This window comes from Clostridium lundense DSM 17049 (assembly GCF_000619945.1).
GTDB classification, from domain to species: Bacteria; Bacillota; Clostridia; order Clostridiales; family Clostridiaceae; genus Clostridium_AO; species Clostridium_AO lundense.
Genome location: NZ_JHVC01000009.1, coordinates 36,464 through 55,124, shown reverse-complemented (window position 1 = coordinate 55,124; position 18,661 = coordinate 36,464). Strand labels below are relative to the sequence as shown.

The window sequence follows — 18,661 nt, the reverse complement described above, 5'->3', positions numbered from 1 at the left end:
AAATATATTAATACTACTATTTAATTATAGAATTTTTGAAAAAATGAGTACATATTAAATCAACAGCACCTAGAAAACAAGATATACTTTCTAGGTGTTTTATTATAAAGAATTTTAGAATGAAATTGAAATATTGTTTTTCATTAATTCCTGTTTCATTTAAACTAGTTACTAAATTTTTTTATAAAAATTACATCTATCCCCCCCTATATTTAACACAGTTTGTGTACATATTATCGGAGGTGTTATTAATGATGAATAAATTTTTTATTAAGTATTTTTATATAACAGCATCAGTACTTATACTGTTTATACATATATTAGGATACATAGCCACATTATACTTATCAAGTTATTCAATGATTCTAATATGGTTATTGTCAGGATTTATTGATATCATCTTTATACTTAAGCTTGGAAAAATGACATGTTTTTTTCATAAATCTATGTATGTAGATACTTTAACCCAGTTAAATAACAGAGATTTTTTTTATGCTAATATATCTAATTCCATGGAAAAATTACAAAAAAAGCAATCAGATATTTCCCTCCTAATAATAGATTTAGATAATTTTAAAAATATTAATGATACATATGGTCATATTGCAGGAGATGAAATCTTAAAACAGTTTTCAAATATTTTAAAAAGTAATATTAGAACTGCTGATATAGCTACCAGATGGGGAGGAGATGAATTTATTATAACACTCAATGGAGTTAATAAAAAAGATGCATTGAATATTGCACATAGAATCAGAAATGATATATACAGCCATGATTTTTTTTATAATAATATTCTTTTTAGAATTACTGTTAGTATAGGAATTACTTCAATTAGAAATAAAATAGATATAAATGCATTTGTAGATTTAGCTGATAAAGCCTTATACAAAGCAAAGGCATCTAAAAATTCAGTTGTATTTTTAGATGCCTGTATTGATTTATAATGTAGACAAACACTTTTTCTAAACATATAACATATAATAATGTTGTAAGTCTATGAAAGGAATGAACACTATGTATAATGATTATGAAACATATACATGCCCCTATTTCATGAACACACCAATGTATAATCTTTACAGAGCATATCCATGCCCTTACTGCATTAATACACCAATATATAACCAAGGTTTTCCAAATCAGTTCACTAATGATTATATTCCTTTTACTGATGAAATGGAGTATGCTTCCAGATCTGATTTTCTACAATCTGAAGAGAATGCTAATTTAATTCCCTTAAAGGATTATGGACCAGAACCATTTGCAGTTAATATTAATGAGGTTACTAAGCAAAACACCAATTATCGTACAGCTTTATGGACAGGAGAACATTTACAACTTACCTTAATGAGTATCAATACTGGTGAGGATATAGGTTTAGAAGTTCATCCTAACCTTGATCAATTTATACGTATTGAAGAAGGCGAAGGGCTTGTTCAAATGGGTGATAGTAAGAATAACTTAAATCTTCAAGAAAAAGTCTATGATGATTTTGCCTTCATTATCCCTGCTGGTAAATGGCACAATCTAATCAATACAGGTAATAAACCAATTAAATTGTACTCTATCTATGCACCACCTCAACATCCACATAGTACCGTTCAGGAAACTAAAGCAATCGCAGAAGCTACTGAATAAAACCACAACCATTAATATGAAAATAAACTGTGAAAAGCAGCTTTCTATGCTAAAATGAAATTATCATAGGAAGCTGCTTTTTATAACAAAAAAGCTCTTAAGGGAGGTAGATAAAACATAACTTTATTTGTGTATTACTACTTCATCTTCATTATAAATAATATTTTTAACAGCAGACACACTAAATTCTGTTTTATTAGAGGTTGTAGTAACAGTAGCTCCTACAGCTCCAGCTTGAAAACTTCCAAACTGCTTTTCAATATTCTTAAGATTAGGAACTGCTTTCTCTAATGAGTTATAAATTGAATTCCTTGAATTCTGATCTTTAAATTGTATGGTTTCACGTTTATTAGTTAATCGACTTGAATTTACTCCTGGAAAAACAAAATCAAGTTCATTATATATTCTATCTGTTTTATTATATTCTACAGTATATTCAGTAAAATCGCCTTTTTGACTTGTAGAAGTAATTTTAAACTTTTCACCATTGTAGTCAAATTCCATTGGCAAATTATTTTTATCTATTTTATATAAATTTGAATTATTAGATTTATAATTAGCTTGTATGCCAATTAATTTTATTCCTATCTGATTTAAGTCCTTATAATATATTGAGTCGAAGGATTGAGTTCCAGTAGTACTTCCATCTTCGTTGTAAGCACCACCGCCACCTTGATCCATCACATATTCATTGCCTAATCTTACAGAAAATAAAGGGTGTATTCCACTTATGTTTCTATCCTTTGGAACGAAAGTATAGTCAAGGATACTTTTAAATATACTTACTTTAAAGGAATTTATTTTTAATGTACCTATATCAAGGGAATATTCTTTATTAACAGGTATAACTTTAACTTGTTGCATAGGTATCTGCATTTTTAAAGTCCAGTCAACATTTAAATTACTACCATTATTGATAAGTGAACTAACTTTATCAATAATATTCTCAGATTTTTTATCGCTTACTACCAGATTAGTTATCTTTATGGATACAGGATTATTTCTTATATAATTTGCAGTATTATCATTAAAACAGATACCAAAAGATTTTTCCTTATCAGTTGAATTTAAATCTGGAAGAGTGTATCCCCCAAGGTAACCTAAATCTTTAGTAAATTCTTTGTTATCTTTGTCTCCAAAACTTATTTTATTAATAGAATATTTTGGATCAGATACATCGTATATAACCTCTATTCCTGTATCATCTGCCAGAATTTCCTTGATTGTAAATTGAACATTATTATATTTAAAGGTTTTGTTTACTTCAGTAATATTTTTGTTTTTACGAGCTAAATCTATTTCCTGCTTATATTGAATACTACTGCTATACTTAGTAAAAGCAAGAGTTGATGCAGGTAATATTGTTAATAATAAAATTACAGCAGCTGTTGCTTTATATATATTTTTTCTTCTCATTTTATTTTTAACATGTTTTCTAAGATTTTTCTCCACGTTATTCATTAAATCATCTGGAATATTATAATTCATTTTTTATACCTCCATTTTTAGCTCTAAGGAAACTTAACGTTCTATATATTTTTGTTTTTACTGTGCTCAAAGGCATATTCATTATAGATGCAATTTCCTTTATTGAATAATCTTTAAGGTATCTAAGTGCAATTATATCTCTTTCATCTTTTCTAAGTTTAGAAAGCAAATCTTCTATAATAAGTCTATCATCAATGGATCGATAAGAAAATTCATCTTTTATGGTATTTATTATTTCATCAGATGAAACTGTTGCTTTTCCTTTTATGTTTTTTCTGCATACATTTATAAGTATGGAAATAAACCAGTAATAGAATTTTTCTTCGTTTTTTAATTGTTTTAGTTTGTCAAAAGCTTTTATAGAGGCTTCAGATATGCAATCTTCAGCATCATAGGAATTCTTTGTATAGGAAAAAGAAATATTATAAATATCATTTTCTTTTTGCTTCAAAAGTAACATAAATGAAGAAATGTCTCCATTTTTACTTTTTTGAACAAGTTCCTGTATATTGTACATTTTCTACCTTCTTTCACTGCTGCAGCAATATTGTTTTTACATAGGTTAGATATTTAGGAAGCACAAAAAGTTTCAAATTAGTTTAAAAAGTTTTTAACTTATTAAATAGTCTACTTTAATTACCGTATAAATTTCAAGGAAATAAGCTTGATATAAAACATACTTAGAAATAATTAAGATCTCTTTTCCATAACTCCCCTTTGGTAATATGTTATAATTACTAAATAATAGCAGATTATTATTCAGTAATTTAAGTTTTATAGTATTTAAACAATTTATAATTAAATAAGATAATAAGGGGTTATAAATTAGAGCTAAGAATGAAAAGATAATAATTAGAAAAGCAAAATAATGTTGATTTTAACATAACCATATAATATATTAAGTATAGACAAACGAAAGGTGGGTTGTACGATGGGCGTTGGAACAAAACTGTGTTAATAGCAGGGCTATTGCACAGTGAATTAAATTTAAAATAAGCAAATGTAATAGTCACTGCTAATCCTATATCTAATCAGGAGGTGCAGCATGGGCTATTTTAAGGCAAATGATATTTTGCCAAATGAGATAATTGAAGAAGTTCAAAAATATATAGATGGTGAGTTGATTTACATTCCTCGAAAAGAAAACACACGAAAAAAATGGGGAAGTAAAACAGGGGTAAAGGTTATTCTTGCTGACCGAAATCGTGATATTTATCGGGACTATCAATCTGGTATGTCATTCGATGCGTTGTCAGAAAAATACTACTTAGTTCCTAAAAGCATCCAGCGAATTATTCTTCAGCAAAAGAAAAAATAGATATTTATTATTAAGTGTCATAGCATTTGCTATGGCACTTATTTTATTATAAAAATGTGTGTGGTAGAACTAACACTTTTGTCAATGGTATACTGATAAAAACAAATACAGGAGGATTTTAAAATGCCATATTTTGAATATAAGAACAAAAATATTTATTATGAAGAAAACGGGAGCGGAAGGCCCTTCCTATTTTTACATGGCAATGCTTCTTCTTCTAAAATGTTTGAATCTATAATCAAGTTATATTCAGACGAATATAGGGTAATTACCATAGATTTTTTAGGACATGGTAAATCTCAACGACTGGAGAAATTCCCTTTAGAACTATGGTTTGATGAAGCAATGCAAACAATTGCCTTATTAGATTTTTTGTCCTTGGAAAATGTCAATTTACTTGGAACAAGCGGCGGTGCCTGGGTAGCCATTAACGTTGCTCTAGAAAGACCAGATTTAGTAAAGAAAGTTGTAGCAGACAGCTTTGATGGAAGAACTCTTGCATCTGATTTTGCTAAAAAGCTATTAGAGGGCCGCTGCTATTCTAAACAAAATGAAACTGTAAAACAATTTTATGTTTTTTGGCATGGTAGTGATTGGGAAAGTATTGTTGATCATGATACGAACTGCTTGCTAAAATGCTCGAAGGAACATATTCCATTATTCCATAAAGATTTATCAGAATTAAAAGTTCCATTGCTACTTACTGCAAGCAAAACGGATGATATGATTAGGAATGATTTTGAGGACGAATATACTTCAATTTTGGAAAAAGTACCATATGGAGAGAAATATATATTTTTGAATGGGTTTCATCCAGCAGTTATATCCAATGATATGGAATTTGCAAAAGTAATAAAGAATTTCCTAAAATAAGTGTAAGATATTTTATCTACCATGCAGTAAATAAAAAACTTAAAAAATATAAAGAGCTTATAAGTGATGTTTTTAAGCTAACTTCTGAGCAGCTTTTGAATTAGAACATAATTTTAGCTTAAAATCAAACTGCTTTCTTTATTCGGCTCAACTTCCGAATCCAACTCTATTCAGAATTGGACGTAAAAGCACCACAAAATTCGACTTTGAATAATGTGGTGCTTTTATTCATCGAACTTTTTTCAAACACTTTACCCTACTATTTTTAAAATTATTATTGGGATAACTAAATAATACTAATTATCGTATATCACAGTTAGGCAAATACTTCTTTAAGTTAACTAAATTTTCTATTCCGCCAATATTCTTTATTATGTTAATACTTTTTTTCCATAATTCTGCTCCATTAATTCTGTTATATTCTCCACATCACTTTTATAAATAGGTTCCAAATCATCTTTGTGTATTTTATCCCTTTTATCATTTGAGGCATATATATTAGAAGTAAAAAGTAAAAATAAACATTCACAAAAACCACAAATTATATGATTATACTTACTTTTTAACAATATAAACTCCCCTTTGGTAATATGTTATAATTAATTCACGATAGTTAAATTATGCGAATAGAACTGTATAATTTTATGGAGGGTTGTAATGAATAATAGTTTAAAACAACATGATGAAATTTATAAATTGATCTTATTAACAGAACAACATATCCAGACAATATATGATTGGAATATTGCGGAAAAGCACTTTGAATATTATACTTGTCGCCCTTTAAAAGCATGTGAATCATTTGAAGAATATGCCAGTAAAATATTAAAAGCTATTTCTGAAAGAAAAGAAGTAATTTATGTGCTGGTAAAAGAAGAGGACTGCACCAAACCTTTAGGCAAAATAACATTATTTGATTTAAATCCAAGAAATCATAGTGCTGAATTTGGTTATTATATACCAGATAATAATAGAGGTAATGGATTGGGTAGCATTATGCTATCAAAATTTATTAAAACCATATTCCAAGATTATGATCTAAATTTAAATAAGATTTATGCAACTACATCTTCAAACAATTCCCCTTCTATAAAGCTTTTAGAAAAATACGGCTTTAAATTAGACGGAAGACTACGAGAACATTATTGGATTAATGAAAATAAATACGATCAACTTGTTTATTCACTAATTAAGCAGGAATGGAATAAATAATACTTAATAATATATTAAATATATGTATGAGGGTGAAAATTGTAATTTTCAACAACTTTATTACAGAATTATTTATGAACTAGATAAATCATGAGATATAAGACTATAATTTTAAAGTACAGAAGAATTATATTTATATTTTATGGAGGAAAAATTACGATGATAAAACAAAGTTTAAAAATAGAAAATATTCCTGCAATCTTATGGGGCAAAAAATCAAATAAATTATTCGTAGTAGTACATGGTACCATGTCAAATAAAGAAGACAACTCAATTGTTATATTTGCAGAGGAAGCAACATCAATAGATTATCAGGTGCTTAGTTTTGATTTGCCTAAACATGGTGATCGTAAGGAGGAAGCCTATGATTGCAAAGTTCAAAATTGTGTTCAAGATCTTAATACCATTATGAGATATGCTCAATCCTTATCAAATAATATAAGTGTATTTGCTTGCAGTATGGGAGCATATTTTAGTCTACTAACATATAGCCATGAAACATTGGAACAATGTTTATTTCTCTCTCCAGTGATAAGTATGGAACGTATCATAGATAATATAATGACATGTTTTAACATAAGTGAGGATAAGCTAAAGGCAGAAAAGGAAATCACTACACCTGTTGGACAAACACTCTATTGGGATTATTATTGCTATGTAAAAGAACATCCTATTGTTACCTGGAGCAATCCTACTTCAATTTTATATGGTTCAAAAGATAAACTATGTGAATTTAATGTGGTATCTGCATTTGCAAAACACTTCAACTGCGATTTAGAAGTAATGGAAAATGGAGAACATTATTTTCATACAGAAGAACAACTGCTATTTTTCAAGAAATGGGTAAAAAAACATATCTACAACAATAACTAGCAACAAGGAGCTGTTTTTAATGATAGAACAATGTTTAAATGAATTAAAATTAATAACATCAAATTCATATGAAAAATATACAAAAGAGGAAGTTAATAATTTTGAAAGTACAATGCAAATAAAATTTCCTATAGCCTTAAAAGAGTATTATTCAATTATAGGAAAAAGTAGAAATCACTTATCATTCTTGCCTTTTGAAGATATTGAAATTATTGATGATATAATGACTTTTTTTAAGGATGAAGACTCTATTTTTGGTATAAAATTAGATAATAAAGAAAAAGAAGATCCTCCTGTATACCAACGTTTTTTAACAGAGGATACTGGCAGGTGGTATTGTGAGGGTAAATGCTCATATTTTATTTTGAATTTTATAGCCCTGGAAATAGTTTACTCACTGCCATATATGACAAAGGTTAGAATTAGCAGAAATAGATTTAGTGAATTAATTGAAAAAAAGTTAATTAAAATAAATAAAAATGCTTTGAGTGAAATATTTACTGATGAACATAGAAAGGTTTTAGTAGTATTTATTAATAGATGTACTCCTACTCTTTATATAGCTTCACATAATAAATCTTATATTACTAACATAGTTGAAAATACAGGAATAAAAATAAATATAAAAGAAAACAGTAACACTTAAAAATTATTTACATAACAAACAAAAAGGGGAGGATAACATATGAATAAGGAAGAAATTAAAGAACTTTTAAAAAGCTTTGGATTACCAGAAAATACAGCAGATTATTATGCTAATCTTGACATTGAAAGCAATAATTTTGCATGGCTGGCTGCTTTTCGTTTTGCAAGACCATTAAATAATAGCCTTGAATTTTATGAAAATGAATATGGAGATATGTTAAAGAATAGAATTAAAGAAAATTTACCCAATTCAGAAGTTGAAACAAAACTATTAAAAAATGGTGCAACACCAGAACTATTGGGTAAATTTGCATATGAAATAGCATTAACAACTTTAAATGAAGTTTTATATCGTTTATCAGACCCAGCAGGAGGAGATTATAACTTAGAAAATGAAGGAAACGGATTACCTTCTTGGACATTAATGGAAGTAGACTCAAATAATAAAGTTACTAAAAAACGCTTAGCTGAAACACATAGTTTGATTCCTTTTTCAAATTTATAACAAGTAACTTTCAATCTACTGCATTAAATTTCCTATGCTCATATGACTTACTTATTCAAATGTCAGTTTTACAATATTTTCAATATATGGTATATTAAATGTAATATAGTATTTACAATGTCAAAGGAGAATACTTATGAAATTCAAAAAATATATACTATATATCTTATACGTTATATTAATATGTATTTTAGTTTTATTTATTAATTGGTGTACCTATTTATCTAAAGATTATTTTAAAACTACCTTCGAAATTAATATTTTATACTCAATTATACTAGGATTTGCAGCTATACTACTAGGTGTATTACTGTCTATAGAATACTTAATTAAGCAATTTAAAATGGATGGAACATGGAAAGTTAATGTAGTTAAATTAATATTTGTTGTACTACCTTTACTATTTTTATCTTTTAGTTTAAACATTTACTATTTAAATATATTTCCTGGGCTATGTAATACACTATTAAAATTAAACTTAAGCATACCTTCTTATTTAATTTTTGGCATTTTCTGCGGATATAATTTTGCAACAAGTTTTTATAAAGTGAAAAGCGTTAATAACAAAAGCATTCAACTTTAAAATGTTGAATGCTTTAATATTTAAGATAAATCTAATTATTCACTACTTCGAGATTTCTAAACCAGCAAAAAGCTTACTGTTTAACCTTTAAGCCCATTGGCTTGGCGTTCCATGTTTTCTACAACGATATCATAAATTTCTCCCAAAGAAGCACAATATTCAAGCACCTTCCATGGTGTATTGGTATGAAAATGAATTTTAATCATTTCATCATCACCAACAGCAAGCAAGCAGTCACCTTCAATATTGTTTGTAATATATTCATTGATTGTATCTTCTGAAAGATTATGTCCTTCAATTAACAATTGGGTATCAAATTTGTATTCAATCATAATGCACTCTCCTTTGTTCCTTCTATTCTACAAATTCCTATTTATAAATTAATTGATAAAAAACTAATACACATTATAATACAAGCATTCGTTATTTTATTATACATAATTTTTCCCCCTAATACAAAAACTATTAATTATTATTACCTTTTAAATACACTATTAACTACTAAGTATTCGGAGGATTCTATGGAAAAAGAAGCACTTTCGCAGTATTATATTTTTTTAATATTAATACCAATATTATGTGGAACTATATCAAGATATGTTACTCTTATCGTTGACTACAGACAATATCCAAGTTATCCAAATGCATATCTAATTCACTTAGTAACTGGATTTATATCTTCTGGAATAGGTGCTATTGCAATTCCTGCATTGCTTGAAAAGAACTTTGAAGCAGTAACCTTTCTTTTTCTTGCTACTGAGCAGTTTAGAGAAGTAAGGAGAATAGAAAAAGAAAGTCTTCAAAATCTTGATGATGTTGAACATGTTTTTAGAGGAGAAGCCTACATCGACGGTATAGCAAAAACCTTTGAGGCACGAAATTATATTTCATTATTAGTGGCCTTTACAACTAGCCTAACTATGCATATTGTGCCTAATAAAATTCTGTGGATAAATATAATATGTGGAGTACTAGTTGGCATACTTACACTTTATATACTTAAAACTTTTTCAAAAGGTAAATCTGTTGGAGATATTGCTGATGTAAAATTGGCTAAAGTAACCATAAAAAACTCTGAATTATATGTAGATGATATCTTTGTAACAAACCATTTAGGAACAGATATCTCTAGAAAACTTATTGAAGATAGTAGTATAGCAGCAATGATTTATCCCAAAGAAAAACATTTTAGCATAACACTTAACCATAATGGGCAAAGGCAGGCTATAATATTTGAAGTCTGTAGAGCATTGGGGCTTAAAAGATATCATTACACTAAGCGTGATTATGACACAGGAAGAATTGCTCTTGTGATGGTTCCAATTATCTATGATGAAGGAGCATTTATTGAAACTATAAAAAAGACTCCTCTTTTGGAAAGCATAAGAAAAAGCTACAAAGTAATGAATACTAATCTTTATAAATAGAAAGGATTGATATTATGAGTGCAGATTTATATAATACAGGTTATGAAATAGTAGCATATATAACTTTAAGTAAAGATAGGGCACAAAACGGTAATCCTTTAATTTTAGTTGCCAGTAACTTAGAGGAACAAAAACAATTGACAAAAGATATTGCAAAAGCTCTAAAAGCCGAAGTAGTTCAGCTTACCTGTGGAGATTATATGGTTATTAGTAAAACTTAGCCTTATTTATAATGTCAATATAATCTTTTTCAGTATCTATATCTAATAGTATACCTTCATCTTCTAGGAATACGCTAGAAAAACCGTGTTCCCATGTAAATTCTCTTAAACTAACATATTTTCCAGATAAAATATCATTAATAATATAACTTTTTATGAGTATTGGATGTCCTTTTATATTTTTATAAATTGGTACAACTATATCATTATTAGTAGAAAGCATTTTTACATAGGTTTCCCTTTTTATTAGCGGATAATCTGCTGGGGTTAAAAAGAATCTATCTTTCTTTACCTGTTGTAATCCTTTTTTTACAGAACTAAACATACCCTCCTTATAGTTTTCATTTAAAATCAGCTTTACTTTAGAGTATGGTTTTAATATATCCACAAGTAGGTCATAATTATATCCACCAACAACTATTACATTAGAACAAATATCATACATGGATTCTATGCATCTTTCTATAACTTTCTTTCCTCCCATATCTAATGTTAATTTATATTTTCCCATCCTTGAGGATAATCCTGCTGCTAATACTATGCCATCAACGCCCATAATACGCCCTCCTTCTAAACCTGCTTATACATATTTTGATCCTTTTACGAAAAAAATATAACTAACATATCTAAGAAGGTGAATTAATGGATTTAAAAAGAAAAGCAATTAGAGTAGGTGTTGCGGCTTCTTTATGTATGCTGGTATCAAACTTATTAAAACTTAAGTTCCCTTTTTTCGTTTTGCTACCTGCTGTTATGCCAATATCTACTTTTTTTGGAGAGACAGTTAAATTTGGAATAAATAGAATTATTGGCAGTACTATTGGTGCTATTGTTGGTGTTGTACTTGCAACTATTCAATCACAAAATATACTACTGGTTGGTCTAGGGGTTATATTAATTGTTTATGTGTGTAACTATCTTAAGTGGGATAGTACAACATCTATCGCCTGCCTAGTATTTGCATCTATTATAGTAGGTGTAAAAGGAACTTCTGCTTTTGAATATAGCGTTCATAGACTTCTTGATACATTTATAGGTATATCTATCACAACCATTGTAAATCATTATATATTCAATCCAGATTTAACACAACTACTTAAAGACAGAGCAAAAGATATACAAAAAAGTTTCTTAAATATAGCTAATACCAATGACTTTTCTCAAAGCAAAAATGAATTAGATGACATTGAATGGAAAATACATGATATGAAAGCTAAGTTAAAATTATATAATGAAGGATTTAAATTTAGTTCAAAATTTTCTCCTATAAAAAACAAACTAGAAAATATGGTTTATACCATTACTATTATCTTTGAGCAACTAAAAATAATTAATTATATTAATAACAACAAAAACACTATCCACATTCCTAATGTTGATGAAAATAATATTGATGCAGTTATTAATTTAAATAAAAATATATTTTTTAATGAAATGAATAACTTAAATAAGATTATAAATGACATCAAGTGATTTTTAGACTCAGGTGGAATTTGTTTATGAGAAATACCTCTCTCCATCTGAGTCTTATTAAAAGAGTTCTAATATCTCCTACCTAAAGAAAAGCAGAGAACCAAAATCTTTGATTTTGTGTGAATAGCTTTCACGGAGTTTGATTGGAGTGTTACGGATGGTAGCCATCGGATAAATTATTTTGCTTACATGACATAATTGATTTTATAGCATTTTCTATCTCCTCATATCCAGTACATCTGCAAATATTAGACTGCAGCCACTGTTCTATTACATGATCATTTCCATCAGGATGTATATTAGCTAAGGCATGACAAACCATCAAAAACCCAGATGTACAATATCCACATTGAAAGCCCCACTTTTCTACAAAAGCCTTTTGTATTGGTGCATTCTCTAGACCTTCAATAGTAACTATTTTTTTACCTATTGCCTCAACTGTCAGAATTAAACAAGATTTTATAGGCCATCCATCTACAAGAATAGTACATGTGCCGCAGTCTCCATTTTCACATCCTGGTTTAGCTCCTGTAAGCCCTAATTCATTTCGAAGAGTATATAGCAAAACATCTGATGGCTTTGCAACAACTTCCCTATCTTCTCCATTAATATTTAATGTTATTATTGTTTTACCAGAGACTTTTAGCATTTACCTATCCCTCCAGTTTATCTAAAACTTCTGTAAGCATTCTTTGCAACATAAATTTTCTAAAGCTATCAGATCCAGCTAAATCACTTAATATTGAATCTGGTATGTTATTTATTGCATTATTAATTTTCTCATTTGCTGGTAAGCTTTTATCGTTTAGATAATCTTCAATTAAAGAAGACCTAAACGGATAACTACAAACTCCACTAAAGGCTATATTTATTCTATTGTTATCCTTAAGTGCTGCAAGAGTTATTAATGGATAATCTATCTTATCACTTTTAGTTCTTTTCACATGGAGATACGGTAAGGAGAGAAATCGGTTATCTATTATTACATTCACTATAAATTCTCCCTCCTCAAGCTTTATTCTTCCATCAAATACATCACTCAATAAAACTTGCTTTCTCCCATTTAAACTTCCTATAATCACTTCACTATTAGATATTAAAAGAGGTAATACTGCTTCCCTATATATAATTGTTCCTGCTATATTTCCCCCAAGTGTAATTTTATCTTGTATAGTGTGGTCTGCAATTCTCTGAACTGTTAACCCCAGTACTGGGAATAAGTTTGCTTCAGCAATTTGTGTAAGAGTAACAGCAGAACCAATAACTAATTTATTATCTCTTAACTCCTGAACATTACATTCAGGAATTCCTTTTATGTCAATTACTGCTTCAGTGTATACATTATAGGCTCTTGCCATACTTATAATCTCAGTTCCACCACCATAATATAGTGGCTTCTTTCCTTTAGTATTTAATTCAATATATAACTTAACAGCCTCATCAACAGTTTCAGGTTTATAATATTCAAAATTAAAGGGTATCATATTTTCCTCCAGTCTTAGCCTTCCAAATTGATTCAGGCGTAATAGGCAATTTATCAAACTCATACTCAGCTGCATGAGATATAGCATTTGCAAATGCAGCTGGAATTGCTATTATTCCATGTTCAGCTAATCCACGTGCTCCAAAAGGTGCGTCAATCTGAGGTGTCTCAATAAAATCAATTATGTATTCTGGATTTTCACCAAGCCTCATTGGTTTATAAGTTCTTAGTGTAGTAGTTTGTAGCCTAGCATCTCCATCATATTCAAAAGCTTCTCTAGTTGCTATACCAAACCCCATATTTATTCCTCCCATTAACAGTCCTCTTGTAGTTTTCGGGTTAATTATTTTGCCTGCATCTATAACGGTAATAGCTTTTAAAAACCTATATGTAAAATTTGCAGGATCATATTCAATCTCAACTGCTTGCGCACCCACAGTCCATGCTGGCCCAGGTTTACCTTTTCCTGTTTCTTCGTCTATATCAGTAATATGACTCATTATAAAGCTTCCACGCCCAAGTATTTGCCCGTCAACTGCAAGACCATTAGGTTCCTTATAACCTCGAACTAAATCCTTGAATGAAACATATATTTCTGGATCTTGTCTCAAATATACCTTCTCCTCTGCAACCTCTAAGTCTTCTGGTGGAGATTTCATAACAGTAGCTGCTAAGCTTTTTAGCTGCCTTATAAGATCTTCAGCAGCTCTAAGAACTGCCCTACCTGCCATAAATGTTGTCATACTTGCAACGGTTTTCCAATGTTCTGGTGAAGCTTGAGTATCCACTTCCATCATTACGTGAATTCTGCTTACATCCATTTTTAATCTTTCAGCAAGTATCTGAGCTAAAGTAGTCTTTGTAGATGGTCCCATTTCAATTGCACCAGTATTAAGATTTATGCTTCCATCTGTATTGAAAGTAAGAAAAGCTCCAGAAACAGCATCTGCAGGCGAATCAGATGTTTTCCAAAAACATCCCATTCCCTTTGCCTTTATCATACCTCCTTCTGTTTTTATTACCTGTCCTTCATCCCATTTTGCTAACTCCTTTAATTTTGTCAAACAATCTTCCAGTTTGCCTATATTACTTAAAGTTGTTTTTACTTGTGTAGGTGTATACTGACCAGGTTTTATAGCATTCTTAATTCTTAATTCTAAAGGATCCATACCAAGTTTTGCTGCTAATTTATCCATCATTCTTTCCATACAAAAGGTATACTCTGTATGACCAAATCCACGATAAGCAGTAACATAAGTATGATTTGTATAAACACATATTGAATCACACCATATATTTTCAATATTATATGGACCAGAGCAATCTACTGCCATAGCCTTAGCCATACGTGGACCGCTATCTGCATAAGCTCCACCGTCAACCATATATCTGGCTTCAAGAACTTTAATAATTCCATCTTTTGTCGCACCTATTTTTAAATTTCCCTCAACCCCAATTCTGCATGGTGAAGTTTTAATATCTTCTTCTCTTGAATTAGCTATAGTAACCAATCTACCATTAACAGCCTTGGAAGCCAGATATGCAATAAATTCTAGTTGGACAGCTGCCTTGCCGCCAAATCCTCCACCTACAAGTGGTACTTTAACAACTATATTTCCTTCTGGTATATTATAAATCTTACTTAGACGCCTCTTAACAGCATAAGGGGCTTGTGAAGAAGTATAAATTATTATTTTTCCATCTGGCATAATTTGTGCTCTCACACTTCGAGTTTCCATTGCAATATGATCTGACTGTGGAAGAAAAAAACTCCCACTTACTGCAATTTCACTTTCTGCCCATCCCTTTGTAGCATCACCTTTTCTTATTTTAATTCGGTCTGAAATATTAGTGTTCAGCTCAGGATACACATCCTCTACTGCATGTTTGTAATCACCCATATTTTCATGTATAAGAGTAGCACCTGGCTTCAAAGCATCACTTATTGAATTAACAACAGGCAAAGGCTCATATTCTACATTTATTAGCTTTAAAGCCTTCATTGCTTCTTGCTCACTATTTGCTATTACTACTGCAATAGGCTCCCCATAATAACGAACTCTATCTCTTGCTATTGGAGGCCTATCCTCTATTACTGGTCCACAAAGTACAGGCAAATACTCTCCTGTTATTACCTGCTGAACACCTTGTGCTTTTCTAGCTTCGGATACATCAATAAATTTAATTTTTGCATGTGCATAACGGCTTGTGAGCATTTTAGCATATAAAGTACCAGGAAGTTGTGTATCATCAGTATATTTTGCAACTCCTGTGACTTTATCAAAAGCCTCTTTTCTTGGTATACTTACACCAATTCCAATTGTATTTCCCAAGTATTCTTACCTCCTTGCAGAAGAATATATCTTTGCACATATTCAAACTATAAATCTATTTTTTGCCTATTTGCTGTAATTTATTCAATGTCTCCTAAGTTACCCATCTAATTAACTTTATACAAAAATAAAAATCCTACTAATACTTTGTAATACATATACTCTACAAAGTATTAGTAGGATCTAGCTATACCTAAGAAGATATACCTTTAAAATTATAAAAGCTTATTTTACCACTTCCATATAAGTCATTTATTTTATTAAATTATCAAAACATATAAACAGAGTTCTTGGCTTCAGAAGGAGTTTTTACTCCCACTGAAGCTTTATTAACAGAATTCTTAGGAGTTTTACTCCTTAGAAGTCGTTATCCTTTAGGGGAAATCGTTATCTAGGGACGTAGCCGCTCTTTACTCCCACTTTAAAGAAAAGCAGAGAACCCAAATCTTTGATTTGGTGTGAATCGCTTTCACAGAGTGCGATGGGGTATTAGAGCGGGTAATCATCGGATAAATGCTTTTTTCCTTTAAATATACCTATCAAACTTGTCTACTTTCCACTTGTTATTTTCTTTTATTAATATAAAATCTTCTCTTTCACCTTTATTTTCTACAGTCACATAGGCTCTATCTTTATCCATCTTTTTAGATATTACTTTATATTTACTAATCATAGTAATATCACCAAAATTGCCTACCTTCATGTAGTACTCCCCGTTTTTTTCTATAAACATCTTTCCTATAAACTCTTTAGAAAGTTTATCTGAAAAATATGTATTATAATAGTTAAATAATCCTTCATATTTATTTAATCCATTATTTAATTTACGATACTGCTCTCCTTGTATTAAAATTCTATTGCTATAAGCATCATTCATCTCACTCTCTATTTGTACAAACCTTTCATCTGCTGCAATTAAAATTTTCATAACATCATCATCTGATATTTCATTTTCTTCACTGTTTGCTTCTTTCTCTATTTTTTCACCATGGTTTTTGGACTCTTTATTGTCCTTGCTATTATCTTGTCCATTTTCCATTTTATTTGTGGTTTCATTATTATTATTTGTTTTTTTATTTTCATCTTTTTGCAACTCATTTTGTATTTTCTTTTCAATACTTGCAGTACTACTAACATTCTCTACATTTCCTTTTTCTCCAATATACTTGTTAGTTTTAGTATTAGAATTACTTATAAATATATCATTTTTAAATAGCAGTATAAGTAGTATAGTTAATACTATATATAATAACATTACAAAAAAATAAACTAATTTAGCATTACGTTTTTTCTTAAACAATACTGATGATCCAAGTGAAACTTTTATAAATAAAGCGAAAAAAATTATAATCATAATGCCAAAAAATATAAGTGTATAAATCATAATTAGCCCCCATCATATAGATATTATCATTTTTATTACAACATTAAGTACTACTCCTTTTACACAATTTTTATATAGCCAAAATATTGTTTTTTAATTATACCATAATATCCATATTTCATGGAAGCTTTCCCATGTAATGGTCAACTAGAATTCAAATACAGACCCAAATTATATAGTTTCAATCTCAACTTTTATGGCTGTAGCACCTTCTAATTGAATCCAATTTAAATTCACTTTAAATTCTGTAGTAACCTTATCTAAATTACATATATTTTCTATAACATAAGCTCCTTTGTTTTCAACGTATTTATCTATTGCTACATGATGTTTTCCATGCTGTATTCCACTTAAGTCAATTCCTATTAATTTCACATTGAAATTTAGTAATTTATCTATAATTTCATTGGTTAAATAAGGCATTGATTCAGAATTAAAATATTCCTCACTTCCATATCCATAGTTCTCTAAATATCCAGTCCTAAATATTACAAAAGAATTTTTCTTAATGGATAGATTGTCTAATATATCAACATCTATAATATTTAAATTTCTAGCATCTATTACATTAACATCTATTGTTGATGGTAATTCTATATTTGACAGATTGTAACAATCTATATGAGTTCCTATATGTTGTCTTTGATGCTCTGGTTGTGAGTCTCCCCATTTTAATATTTTACTTGGAATATTAAATTTCGTTAAATGTAAATTCATATTATATTTCTCCTTCTGATTCTATTATTTCATCTAAATAATTATTAAATTTCATTAAAAAACTAGCTACAATTTCTTGATTTTCCTTAGTTATATTTTTAAAAAATTTATTATTTCTTTCTTCCCACTGCTTATGCTTTATTTCATGATATCTATATAATTCTTCACCTAATTCTGTTAACTTAAAATATATTTCCTTATCATTCTCAGGCTTTTTATATTTATTAATAAAATTATTCTTTAAAAGTTTTTTGCATAATTTACTTATTGCACCCCTTGTCATATTCATACTTTGAGATATTCTAGTAACATTGGGATCTTGTATTCTTCCTATAAAATCTAAACAATGTATTTCTGAAATTCCATAGTTCTCATATTCATCCTTAAATGCTAATTTTCCTAAAGTTTCTTCCTTTTCATATATGCTTTTTAGACTCTTCATAATAATATCAATATTATCTATTCTAAACACCTCCTTAAAAACT

General features: G+C 29.2%; 23 protein-coding genes. 11 read left to right on the top strand and 12 right to left on the bottom strand.

The window, feature by feature from the left end; genetic code table 11:
* The first annotated feature begins 251 nt into the window (after window positions 1–251).
* Window positions 252–947, top strand: coding sequence for a GGDEF domain-containing protein (locus tag T514_RS24495; protein WP_051542022.1), 696 nt, complete (start codon window positions 252–254; stop codon window positions 945–947).
* 70 nt (window positions 948–1,017) lie between these two features.
* Window positions 1,018–1,641: a cupin domain-containing protein gene (locus tag T514_RS0111765; protein WP_027624958.1), complete on the top strand. Its 624-nt coding sequence runs from the start codon at window positions 1,018–1,020 to the stop codon at window positions 1,639–1,641.
* 123 nt (window positions 1,642–1,764) lie between these two features.
* Here the strand turns inward: T514_RS0111765 and T514_RS0111760 are convergent, their stop codons facing one another.
* The gene (locus T514_RS0111760) at window positions 1,765–3,129 is read right to left on the bottom strand and encodes a DUF4179 domain-containing protein (protein WP_027624957.1); all 1,365 of its coding nucleotides are present in this window, start codon (window positions 3,127–3,129) and stop codon (window positions 1,765–1,767) included.
* The gene (locus tag T514_RS0111755; protein ID WP_027624956.1) at window positions 3,119–3,646 is read right to left on the bottom strand and encodes an RNA polymerase sigma factor; all 528 of its coding nucleotides are present in this window, start codon (window positions 3,644–3,646) and stop codon (window positions 3,119–3,121) included. Before T514_RS0111755 ends, T514_RS0111760 begins: the two co-directional genes overlap by 11 nt.
* Window positions 3,647–4,174: 528 nt before the next feature.
* On the opposite strand from T514_RS0111755, the gene T514_RS0111750 reads away from it, so the two are divergent.
* Both T514_RS0111750 and T514_RS0111745 read left to right on the top strand, forming a co-directional pair.
* The gene (locus T514_RS0111750) at window positions 4,175–4,447 is read left to right on the top strand and encodes a CD3324 family protein (RefSeq protein WP_027624955.1); all 273 of its coding nucleotides are present in this window, start codon (window positions 4,175–4,177) and stop codon (window positions 4,445–4,447) included.
* A 123-nt stretch (window positions 4,448–4,570) separates the two neighbouring features.
* On the top strand, window positions 4,571–5,320 hold the full coding sequence (locus tag T514_RS0111745; protein ID WP_027624954.1) for an alpha/beta fold hydrolase: 750 nt from the start codon (window positions 4,571–4,573) through the stop codon (window positions 5,318–5,320).
* Window positions 5,321–5,691: 371 nt separating this feature from the next.
* On the opposite strand, the gene T514_RS0111740 is transcribed toward T514_RS0111745, so the two are convergent.
* Window positions 5,692–5,889, bottom strand: a complete 198-nt coding sequence (locus T514_RS0111740; RefSeq protein ID WP_027624953.1) for a hypothetical protein — start codon at window positions 5,887–5,889, stop codon at window positions 5,692–5,694.
* An 88-nt stretch (window positions 5,890–5,977) separates the two neighbouring features.
* Here T514_RS0111740 and T514_RS0111735 point away from each other — a divergent pair, with 88 nt between their 5' ends.
* The 4 genes from T514_RS0111735 (at window position 5,978) to T514_RS24490 (ending at window position 8,555) form a co-directional block, all read left to right on the top strand.
* Window positions 5,978–6,532 (top strand): GNAT family N-acetyltransferase, encoded by a 555-nt coding sequence (locus T514_RS0111735; RefSeq protein ID WP_027624952.1) that lies wholly within the window; start codon window positions 5,978–5,980, stop codon window positions 6,530–6,532.
* A gap of 159 nt (window positions 6,533–6,691) precedes the next feature.
* Window positions 6,692–7,405, top strand: a complete 714-nt coding sequence (locus T514_RS0111730) for an alpha/beta hydrolase (protein WP_027624951.1) — start codon at window positions 6,692–6,694, stop codon at window positions 7,403–7,405.
* 19 nt (window positions 7,406–7,424) lie between these two features.
* Entirely contained in the window at window positions 7,425–8,051 is a 627-nt protein-coding gene (locus tag T514_RS0111725; protein WP_027624950.1) for a hypothetical protein, read from the top strand.
* A 39-nt stretch (window positions 8,052–8,090) separates the two neighbouring features.
* Window positions 8,091–8,555: a hypothetical protein gene (locus T514_RS24490; protein WP_051542021.1), complete on the top strand. Its 465-nt coding sequence runs from the start codon at window positions 8,091–8,093 to the stop codon at window positions 8,553–8,555.
* 231 nt (window positions 8,556–8,786) lie between these two features.
* On the opposite strand, the gene T514_RS26635 is transcribed toward T514_RS24490, so the two are convergent.
* Window positions 8,787–8,981: a hypothetical protein gene (locus tag T514_RS26635; protein WP_156939893.1), complete on the bottom strand. Its 195-nt coding sequence runs from the start codon at window positions 8,979–8,981 to the stop codon at window positions 8,787–8,789.
* A gap of 237 nt (window positions 8,982–9,218) precedes the next feature.
* On the bottom strand, window positions 9,219–9,470 hold the full coding sequence (locus T514_RS0111710; RefSeq protein ID WP_027624948.1) for a hypothetical protein: 252 nt from the start codon (window positions 9,468–9,470) through the stop codon (window positions 9,219–9,221).
* A gap of 189 nt (window positions 9,471–9,659) precedes the next feature.
* Between T514_RS0111710 and T514_RS0111705 the strand changes: the two genes are divergently transcribed.
* Together T514_RS0111705 and T514_RS0111700 are read left to right on the top strand one after the other, a co-directional pair.
* Window positions 9,660–10,565, top strand: coding sequence for a YIEGIA family protein (locus tag T514_RS0111705; RefSeq protein WP_027624947.1), 906 nt, complete (start codon window positions 9,660–9,662; stop codon window positions 10,563–10,565).
* Between the two features lie 14 nt (window positions 10,566–10,579).
* Entirely contained in the window at window positions 10,580–10,786 is a 207-nt protein-coding gene (locus T514_RS0111700) for a capping complex subunit for YIEGIA (protein ID WP_027624946.1), read from the top strand.
* Here T514_RS0111700 and T514_RS0111695 read toward each other — a convergent pair.
* The gene (locus T514_RS0111695) at window positions 10,773–11,342 is read right to left on the bottom strand and encodes a nucleotidyltransferase family protein (RefSeq protein ID WP_027624945.1); all 570 of its coding nucleotides are present in this window, start codon (window positions 11,340–11,342) and stop codon (window positions 10,773–10,775) included. The genes T514_RS0111700 and T514_RS0111695 overlap by 14 nt on opposite strands.
* Before the next feature lie 86 nt (window positions 11,343–11,428).
* On the opposite strand from T514_RS0111695, the gene T514_RS0111690 reads away from it, so the two are divergent.
* Window positions 11,429–12,259: an FUSC family protein gene (locus tag T514_RS0111690; protein WP_027624944.1), complete on the top strand. Its 831-nt coding sequence runs from the start codon at window positions 11,429–11,431 to the stop codon at window positions 12,257–12,259.
* 151 nt (window positions 12,260–12,410) lie between these two features.
* Here the strand turns inward: T514_RS0111690 and T514_RS0111685 are convergent, their stop codons facing one another.
* The 6 genes from T514_RS0111685 to T514_RS0111660 form a co-directional block, all read right to left on the bottom strand.
* Window positions 12,411–12,908 carry a (2Fe-2S)-binding protein gene (locus T514_RS0111685; RefSeq protein WP_027624943.1) on the bottom strand — a complete coding sequence of 166 codons (498 nt, stop codon included), beginning with the start codon at window positions 12,906–12,908 and terminating at the stop codon, window positions 12,411–12,413.
* A 4-nt stretch (window positions 12,909–12,912) separates the two neighbouring features.
* Complete coding sequence (locus tag T514_RS0111680) at window positions 12,913–13,743, bottom strand: FAD binding domain-containing protein (RefSeq protein WP_027624942.1); 831 nt, start codon at window positions 13,741–13,743, stop codon at window positions 12,913–12,915.
* A complete protein-coding gene (locus T514_RS0111675; RefSeq protein WP_027624941.1) occupies window positions 13,730–16,075 on the bottom strand; it encodes a xanthine dehydrogenase family protein molybdopterin-binding subunit in 2,346 nt (781 codons plus the stop codon). The genes T514_RS0111680 and T514_RS0111675 overlap by 14 nt, the downstream gene beginning before the upstream one ends.
* 526 nt (window positions 16,076–16,601) lie before the next feature.
* Window positions 16,602–17,459: a DL-endopeptidase inhibitor IseA family protein gene (locus T514_RS0111670; protein WP_027624940.1), complete on the bottom strand. Its 858-nt coding sequence runs from the start codon at window positions 17,457–17,459 to the stop codon at window positions 16,602–16,604.
* Window positions 17,460–17,630: 171 nt separating this feature from the next.
* Entirely contained in the window at window positions 17,631–18,176 is a 546-nt protein-coding gene (locus T514_RS0111665) for a cyclase family protein (protein WP_027624939.1), read from the bottom strand.
* Window position 18,177: 1 nt separating this feature from the next.
* The gene (locus tag T514_RS0111660) at window positions 18,178–18,648 is read right to left on the bottom strand and encodes a MarR family transcriptional regulator (RefSeq protein WP_027624938.1); all 471 of its coding nucleotides are present in this window, start codon (window positions 18,646–18,648) and stop codon (window positions 18,178–18,180) included.
* Window positions 18,649–18,661: the final 13 nt, after the last annotated feature.

Coding starts and splice junctions, on each gene's coding strand:
- T514_RS24495 (WP_051542022.1), top strand. CDS start 252: ATGATGAATAAATTTTTTATTAAGTATTTTTATATAACAGCATCAGTA.
- T514_RS0111765 (WP_027624958.1), top strand. CDS start 1,018: ATGTATAATGATTATGAAACATATACATGCCCCTATTTCATGAACACA.
- T514_RS0111760 (WP_027624957.1), bottom strand. CDS start 3,129: ATGAATTATAATATTCCAGATGATTTAATGAATAACGTGGAGAAAAAT.
- T514_RS0111755 (WP_027624956.1), bottom strand. CDS start 3,646: ATGTACAATATACAGGAACTTGTTCAAAAAAGTAAAAATGGAGACATT.
- T514_RS0111750 (WP_027624955.1), top strand. CDS start 4,175: ATGGGCTATTTTAAGGCAAATGATATTTTGCCAAATGAGATAATTGAA.
- T514_RS0111745 (WP_027624954.1), top strand. CDS start 4,571: ATGCCATATTTTGAATATAAGAACAAAAATATTTATTATGAAGAAAAC.
- T514_RS0111735 (WP_027624952.1), top strand. CDS start 5,978: ATGAATAATAGTTTAAAACAACATGATGAAATTTATAAATTGATCTTA.
- T514_RS0111730 (WP_027624951.1), top strand. CDS start 6,692: ATGATAAAACAAAGTTTAAAAATAGAAAATATTCCTGCAATCTTATGG.
- T514_RS0111725 (WP_027624950.1), top strand. CDS start 7,425: ATGATAGAACAATGTTTAAATGAATTAAAATTAATAACATCAAATTCA.
- T514_RS24490 (WP_051542021.1), top strand. CDS start 8,091: ATGAATAAGGAAGAAATTAAAGAACTTTTAAAAAGCTTTGGATTACCA.
- T514_RS26635 (WP_156939893.1), bottom strand. CDS start 8,981: ATGTTTAAACTAAAAGATAAAAATAGTAAAGGTAGTACAACAAATATT.
- T514_RS0111710 (WP_027624948.1), bottom strand. CDS start 9,470: ATGATTGAATACAAATTTGATACCCAATTGTTAATTGAAGGACATAAT.
- T514_RS0111705 (WP_027624947.1), top strand. CDS start 9,660: ATGGAAAAAGAAGCACTTTCGCAGTATTATATTTTTTTAATATTAATA.
- T514_RS0111700 (WP_027624946.1), top strand. CDS start 10,580: ATGAGTGCAGATTTATATAATACAGGTTATGAAATAGTAGCATATATA.
- T514_RS0111695 (WP_027624945.1), bottom strand. CDS start 11,342: ATGGGCGTTGATGGCATAGTATTAGCAGCAGGATTATCCTCAAGGATG.
- T514_RS0111690 (WP_027624944.1), top strand. CDS start 11,429: ATGGATTTAAAAAGAAAAGCAATTAGAGTAGGTGTTGCGGCTTCTTTA.
- T514_RS0111685 (WP_027624943.1), bottom strand. CDS start 12,908: ATGCTAAAAGTCTCTGGTAAAACAATAATAACATTAAATATTAATGGA.
- T514_RS0111680 (WP_027624942.1), bottom strand. CDS start 13,743: ATGATACCCTTTAATTTTGAATATTATAAACCTGAAACTGTTGATGAG.
- T514_RS0111670 (WP_027624940.1), bottom strand. CDS start 17,459: ATGATTTATACACTTATATTTTTTGGCATTATGATTATAATTTTTTTC.
- T514_RS0111665 (WP_027624939.1), bottom strand. CDS start 18,176: ATGAATTTACATTTAACGAAATTTAATATTCCAAGTAAAATATTAAAA.